8 protein-coding genes and 1 pseudogene are annotated in these 6,554 nt (G+C 64.7%); 6 read left to right on the top strand and 3 right to left on the bottom strand.

Going from position 1 to position 6,554, the window contains the following annotated elements; translation table 11 throughout:
- Positions 1 to 583 (top strand): annotated as a pseudogene (locus EOD15_RS25735) (ornithine cyclodeaminase family protein); the annotation flags it as partial.
- Here EOD15_RS25735 and EOD15_RS25730 read toward each other — a convergent pair.
- The 3 genes from EOD15_RS25730 to EOD15_RS25720 all read right to left on the bottom strand — a co-directional run bounded on the left by EOD15_RS25730 (position 580) and on the right by EOD15_RS25720 (position 2,173).
- Complete coding sequence (locus EOD15_RS25730; RefSeq protein WP_127271652.1) at positions 580 to 1,017, bottom strand: EVE domain-containing protein; 438 nt, start codon at positions 1,015 to 1,017, stop codon at positions 580 to 582. The pseudogene EOD15_RS25735 and the gene EOD15_RS25730 sit on opposite strands and share 4 nt — an antisense overlap.
- The gene (locus EOD15_RS25725; protein WP_127322606.1) at positions 1,014 to 1,409 is read right to left on the bottom strand and encodes a VOC family protein; all 396 of its coding nucleotides are present in this window, start codon (positions 1,407 to 1,409) and stop codon (positions 1,014 to 1,016) included. Before EOD15_RS25725 ends, EOD15_RS25730 begins: the two co-directional genes overlap by 4 nt.
- Before the next feature lie 71 nt (positions 1,410 to 1,480).
- Complete coding sequence (locus EOD15_RS25720) at positions 1,481 to 2,173, bottom strand: YafY family protein (RefSeq protein ID WP_127322605.1); 693 nt, start codon at positions 2,171 to 2,173, stop codon at positions 1,481 to 1,483.
- 135 nt (positions 2,174 to 2,308) lie between these two features.
- Here EOD15_RS25720 and EOD15_RS25715 point away from each other — a divergent pair, with 135 nt between their 5' ends.
- The 5 genes from EOD15_RS25715 to EOD15_RS25695 all read left to right on the top strand — a co-directional run.
- The gene (locus tag EOD15_RS25715) at positions 2,309 to 3,403 is read left to right on the top strand and encodes a class I SAM-dependent rRNA methyltransferase (RefSeq protein WP_127322604.1); all 1,095 of its coding nucleotides are present in this window, start codon (positions 2,309 to 2,311) and stop codon (positions 3,401 to 3,403) included.
- The gene (locus EOD15_RS25710; RefSeq protein WP_127408964.1) at positions 3,400 to 4,257 is read left to right on the top strand and encodes an RNA methyltransferase; all 858 of its coding nucleotides are present in this window, start codon (positions 3,400 to 3,402) and stop codon (positions 4,255 to 4,257) included. Before EOD15_RS25715 ends, EOD15_RS25710 begins: the two co-directional genes overlap by 4 nt.
- A gap of 13 nt (positions 4,258 to 4,270) precedes the next feature.
- A complete protein-coding gene (gene lspA, locus EOD15_RS25705) occupies positions 4,271 to 4,759 on the top strand; it encodes a signal peptidase II (protein WP_127269341.1) in 489 nt (162 codons plus the stop codon).
- Positions 4,760 to 4,816: 57 nt separating this feature from the next.
- Positions 4,817 to 5,806: an MDR family oxidoreductase gene (locus EOD15_RS25700; RefSeq protein WP_127408963.1), complete on the top strand. Its 990-nt coding sequence runs from the start codon at positions 4,817 to 4,819 to the stop codon at positions 5,804 to 5,806.
- 138 nt (positions 5,807 to 5,944) lie between these two features.
- On the top strand, positions 5,945 to 6,554 hold a 610-nt coding region (locus EOD15_RS25695; RefSeq protein WP_127408962.1), incomplete at its 3' end, for a PAS domain-containing protein.

The following is a 6,554-nucleotide window of genomic DNA, read 5'->3' as shown; positions in this document are numbered from 1 at the left end:
CGCCCGCGACGATGCCTCGCGGCTGCTGGTGGTCGGCGCCGGCGCGCTGTCGCCCTTCCTCGCCAAGGCGCACTCGGCCGTACGGCCGATCAAGACCATCCGCATCTGGAACCGCACCCCGGCCAATGCCGAGAAAGTCGCCGCCGATCTGCGCGCCGAGGGTTTTGCAGCCAGCGCGGCGAGCGATCTCGATGCCGAGCTTGGGCAGGCCGACATCGTCTCCTCGGCGACGATCACGACGACGCCGCTGATTAAGGGCGCATTGTTGCGGCCGGGAACCCATGTCGACCTGGTCGGAGGCTTTACGCCGACGATGCGCGAGAGCGACGACGACGCGATCAGGCTCGCCCGCGTCTATGTCGACACCCGCGCCGGCGCCACCAAGGAAGCCGGCGACATCGTCCAGCCGCTGGCCTCCGGCGTGCTGAAGCCGGAAACCATCGTCGCCGATCTGCACGAATTGGCGCGCGGCCAGAAGAAGGGTCGCGAGAGCGCCGGTGAGATCACGCTGTTCAAGTCGGTCGGCGCGGCGCTCGAGGATCTTGCCGCCGGCATTGCCGTCTACAAGGCGCTCACGGCCTAGTTCGCCGGTACAGCCATTTTGGCGCTCATCGCGTCGGCGATCACACGAAAATCGTGATCCCCGATTTCGAAAAGGCCAAAGCGAAGCTGATAACCCCAGTTCGACTTGGCCATGGTGAAGTCCAGCCTGTCGAGCAGCGGCTTGATCGGCGCTTCCTCGGCCTTGGCCCACGCCACATCGCGGCGGAAGGGCGTGAAGCCGGCGCCCATATCGCCCTGATAGGGCTCGCCTTCCCGCACGATGCCGATCGCGGTGAAGGCCCGCAGGCCATCTTTCTCGCCCAAAACAGTGTTCGGCGAGTAGTAGACGATGCCATCGCCTGGCTTGACGCGACGCAGCGGTGCCGCCTTGCCGTGGTTGACCTGCATGAAGCCGGCTGCGCGACCCCGCCGGACATGTTCGGCCGACGCCACGGCGATCCAGTACGCGCTCATTTCTGGTTACCATTGGCCTGTTCGCCATCGGACAGCCAATAGACGCGCAGGCGATGATTGTCGGGATCGAGCGCGACAAAAGTACGGCCGAAATCCATGTCGGTTGGCGTCTGCAGGATATTCAGCCCGCGCCCGGACCAGTCGGCATGGGCGGCATCGACCGCATCGGGCGTATCCAGCGCAAAGACGATTTCGGCGCCACCGCCTGACATGGCGGCTGCCGGCTCCACCGTATGGCGCGACCACAGGCCGAACTTGAAGCCGGCATCGAGCACGAACAGCACGAAGGTCGGCGAACTTTCGACCGGCTCACGGCCGAGCAGCGCGCTGTAGAAGGCGCCGCTCTCAAGCGGCTGGTCGACATAGAGGATGATGAAATTCGGGGTGGCCATATCTGCTCTCCAAGGTTCGGTGCTTCGACTTGGCGACCATAAGATGAGCTACTGTCAGATCATGGCAGCAGTCATCTCGAACCACGCGGCTTGTCGAGCGTTGCCCGCCATTCCTTGAGCAGCGCCTGGCGACGACGCGAATAGCGCGTGTCTGTTGCATGGAGTTCGGTGATGCGATCGGTGCGAAAATGCCGGAAATCCTGCCGCATCTCGCACCACGCCACCACCACCCGCACCTTGTCGAAGAAGCCCAGCGCAAATGGCCACACGACACGCTCGGACGCGGCGCCGCCGGCGTCGCGGTAGAGAAAGCCAAGCTTGCGCTCGTTGCGGATGGCCTGCCGCACCAGACCAAGATCGATGCTTTCGATGGCTGCGGCGGAAGGGCCGACCAGCAGTGTGCTCGCGTCGAGATCCTCGCGCAGATCGTCCGGCAGGACCGCCGCGATCTTGGCCAACGCGTTGGCAGCGGCGGCCGAGAGACGCTGGTCCGGCTGCTTGGCGACCCAGCGCGAGCCGAGCACGATGGCTTCGATCTCCTCGTCGCTGAACATCAGCGGCGGCAGCATGAAGCCGGGCTTGAGCACATAACCGACACCCGCCTCGCCCTCGATTGGCGCGCCCTGGCCCTGCAGCGTGGCGATGTCGCGGTAGAGTGTGCGAATCGAAATCCCGAGTTCATCGGCCAGCGCCTGTCCGCTCACGGGCCGGCGATGCCGGCGCAGGCACTGGATCAGGTCGAGCAGGCGTTCGGAGCGGGACATCCGGTAGATTTGCCTGTTTCTTTGACATTGGTCCATCGCGGCCAACCTGAACCGGAGAGGCCGACCTGTCGGACTTGGTTGCGAAGCCGGTTGCCCTATGTCAAAAGCGGCCACGCCGTTCGGAGTTGCCCCCGCTTGAAGTCTTTTCGCGACAAACGCCGCGACAACCGTCCACATCCATCCGCGAAGGGTGCGGCGGACGTGTCACGTCCGCGTCCCGGCCAGGCTCCCGCCAGACCGGAAGCGCCACCGCGCGAGCGCCATGAGGCGAAGACGGAAAGTCGTTCCGAACCGAACTCGGCGCCGCGCATCCTGGCCCGCCGCGAAGGCGCTCTGCCCGCCGAACATCTTCCCGTGATCCTGGAAGTGGCGCCCAATGCCGATTATGCGCTGCTCGACAGCGGCACCGGCCAAAAGCTCGAACAATATGGCCCCTACCGTATCGTGCGGCCCGAGGGCCAAGCGATCTGGCAAAAGGCCTTGCCGGCAAAGGAATGGGAGCGTGCCGACGCCGTCTTCACCGGCGACACCGACGAGGAGGGCATCGGCCGCTGGCGTTTCCCCAAGCTGCCGCTCGGCGAGACCTGGCCGATGAAGCATGACGGCATCGACTATCTCGGCCGTTTCACCTCGTTTCGTCATGTCGGCGTCTTTCCCGAGCAGGCCTCCCATTGGGAGCACATGGCCGGGCTGATCGCGGCGGCGAAGCGGCCGGTCAAGGTGCTGAACCTGTTTGGCTATACCGGTCTCGCCTCATTGGTGGCGGCTCGCGCCGGCGCCGAGGTCACCCATGTCGATGCCTCGAAGAAAGCGATCGGCTGGGCCCGTGAAAACCAGGAGATGGCCGGCCTCGGCAGCAAGCCGATCCGCTGGATCGTCGACGACGCGGTCAAATTCGCCGAGCGCGAGGAGCGCCGCGGCAGCCGCTACGACATCATCCTGTTCGACCCGCCGGCCTACGGTCGCGGCCCCAAGGGCGAGGTCTGGCAATTGTTCGAGGACCTGCCCGATTTGACCGATCTCTGCCGGGCGATCCTGACGCCGAAGCCGCTTGCCGTGGTGCTGACCGCCTATTCGATCCGCGCCTCCTTCTTCGCCATCCACGCCCTGATGCGCGATACCTTTGCCGGCATGGGCGGCAAGATTGAATCGGGTGAGCTGATCATCCGTGAAAAGTCCGCCGGCCGGGCGCTCTCGACTTCATTGTTTTCGCGTTGGGTGGCTGAATGAACGAGCGGCATGCAGGCGCACCTGGCCAGGTGAAGGAGGTCACCAGCCTCGCCAATCCGCTGGTCAAGGACATCAAGGCGCTCGCTCAGAAGAAATTCCGCGACCAGCAGAACGCCTTCATGGCCGAAGGGTTGAAGCTGGTTATCGATGCGCTCGATCTCGGCTGGCAAATCAGGACATTGGTTTTCGCCAAGGCCGGGCGTGGCAACGCGGCGGTGGAGAAGGTGGCCGCACGCACGGTTGCCGCCGGCGGCATGGTGCTCGAAGTGTCGGAAAAGGTGCTGGTGGCCATCACCCGTCGCGACAATCCGCAAATGGTGGTGGGCGTCTTTTCCCAAAAATTCCTCGCCTTGAAGGATGTGCGCGCCGACAATGGCGACATCTGGGTGGCTCTCGACCGGGTGCGCGATCCCGGCAATCTCGGCACCGTCATCCGCACCGTCGATGCCGTCGGCGCCAAAGGCGTCATCCTGGTCGGCGATACCACTGATCCGTTCTCCGTGGAAACGGTGCGCGCCACCATGGGTTCGATCTTTGCCGTGCCGGTGGCCAAGGCGACAACCGAGGCTTTCCTTGCCTGGCGAGGCGGCTTCTCAGGGCTCGTCGCCGGCACCCACCTGAAAGGCGCCGTCGACTACCGCTCGGTCGATTTTTCACGCGGGCCCGTGCTGCTGATGATGGGCAACGAGCAGCAGGGACTGCCCGAAAGCCTGGCTGCGAGTTGCGACAGGCTGCTCAGGATTCCGCAAGCCGGCCGTGCCGATTCGCTCAATCTGGCCGTTGCCACCGGCATCATGCTGTTCGAGATCCGGCGCGGCGCGCTCAAGCTCGAGCCAATCCTGGACCAGCAATGAAGGTTGCCCGCCCGTGAGATCATGGTCTCCCTACGCACTGCTTGTCGTCGCGGCCATCGCGCTCGACCAGTGGATAAAATACCTGGTCGAGGCCGATCTGCCTTTTCAGGAGAAGGTTGATCTGCTGCCCTTCCTGGCGCTGTTCCGCACCTACAATACCGGCATCGCCTTCTCGATGTTCTCGTCCTTCGGCGACACCGGGTTGATCGTCATCTCGCTTGTCGTCGTTGCTTTCGTGCTGTTCCTGGCGACGCGGATCGCGCCGTCCCAGATCCTTGCCCGCACCGGCTTTGCGCTGATCGTCGGTGGCGCTCTGGGCAATCTGATCGACCGCGCCGTCTACGGCCACGTCATCGACTATATCCTGTTTCACACGCCGGTGTGGTCCTTCGCCGTCTTCAACCTTGCCGACGCCTTCATTTCGGTGGGCGCGGCACTGGTCGTCTTCGACGAGCTGTTCGGCTGGGGACGCGAACCCAAAGCCAGGCCTTCCAAGGATTGACCCCGTGCGGCCATCGCCGCACAGTTCATGTCGCCAAACAAGATCGCGGAGAAAGACATGTCCGAAACCTTCAAAGCCATCCTCGTTTCGCGTGACGCCGAGAAAAAGCAGTCGGTCAACGTAACCGATCTCACCGAGGCCGACCTGATGGAAGGCGATGTCACCGTCGCGATCGAGGCAACGACGGTGAACTACAAGGATGGCCTGGCGATCACGGGCAAGGCGCCGGTGATCCGCCACTGGCCGCTGGTGCCGGGCATCGATTTCGCCGGCACCGTCGTCTCGTCCTCGCATCCCGACTGGCGCACCGGAGACAAGGTCATTCTGAACGGCTGGGGCGTCGGCGAAACCCATTTCGGCGCCTATGCAGGCCGTGCCCGCGTCAAGGGCGACTGGCTGGTGCCGCTGCCGCAAGGCATCAGCCCGCATAACGCGATGGCCGTCGGCACCGCAGGCTATACCGCCATGCTCTGCGTCATGGCCCTGGAGCGGCACGGCATCCTGCCCGATCGCGGCCCGGTGGTGGTGACGGGGGCGGCCGGCGGCGTCGGCTCGGTCGCGGTCTCGATCCTGTCCAGCCTCGGTTACCATGTCATTGCTTCCACCGGCCGCAATGCCGAAAGCCCCTATCTGATCGACCTTGGCGCCGCCGAAGTGATATCGCGCGAGGAGCTTGCCCAGCCGGCCAAGCCGCTGGCCAAGGAGCGCTGGGCCGGCGGCATTGACGCCGTCGGCAGCCACACGCTGGCCAATGTGCTCTCGATGACCTCCTATGGCGGCGCGGTCGCCGCCTGCGGCCTGGCCGGCGGCATGGACCTGCCGGCCAGCGTCGCGCCCTTCATCCTGCGCGGCGTCTCATTGCTCGGCATCGATTCAGTGATGGCGCCTAAAGCAGTCCGCCTCGAGGCATGGCGCCGCATCGCCACCGACCTCGATCTGCAGAAGCTCGCCAGCCTGTCCAGCACCATCGGGTTCGACGGCATCGTCGATGCCGCGCGCGACATCGTCGACGGCAAGATCCGCGGCCGCGTCGTCGTGGATATGTGACTCCGCCCAACTGCCGGAAGGCATGGAATCGCCAGATCTGGTGGCAAACCCGCCGCGCCTCGGCAAAAAGCGCTCATCCGCTAAAATTCGAACGATCCGCCGCAATTTTCCATAATCTCTGTCTGGCAAGGATTTCGCATGATCGCGGAATCCGGCAGCCAACAGGCGGACACTGGCGACGATGTCGATGCGGTGCTCCCGCCGACGTCGACGCGGCGCTTCGTCGCCGCGCCGCCGCTGGTGCCCGAGCCGGAATTCTCCAGGCGCGAAAGCCTGCCCTTTCTGACATTCGTCGCCATCGTGTTGGTGGCCGGGCTGGCGCATCTGACCGGGGCACCGATCTTCATCAGCGTCGCATTGCTGGCAACCGGCCTTGCCGGCCTTGCCCTGCATTTGCGCGCCAGGCGGAGCGAACATCGCACCTCCGCCCTTCTTGACGAAACCACTGCCCGCAGCCGCGCCGAGATCGAGACGCTGGCCGACCGCATGTGGGAGATGCAGGAGAGCGACGAGCGCTTTCGCGGCCTGATCGACGCGCTTGGCGATCTCGTCATCCATCGCGACCGCGACGGCTACATCGTCTATGCCAACAAGGTCTTCGCCGATCTCGTCGAGATCGACCAGCGCGACCTTGCCGGCAAGACCCTGGCAGAACTGGGCATCGAGGTCGGCATGGTTCCCGATGCCGCCTTTTCCGACCATGAGTGTCTGAGTTCCACCGATGTCTCCATCAGCACGCCGAGCGGGC

Origin of the sequence: Mesorhizobium sp. M7A.T.Ca.US.000.02.2.1 (assembly GCF_003996995.1) — a bacterium.
Classification (GTDB): Bacteria; Pseudomonadota; Alphaproteobacteria; order Rhizobiales; family Rhizobiaceae; genus Mesorhizobium.
This window is presented reverse-complemented; position numbering and strand designations above follow the sequence as displayed.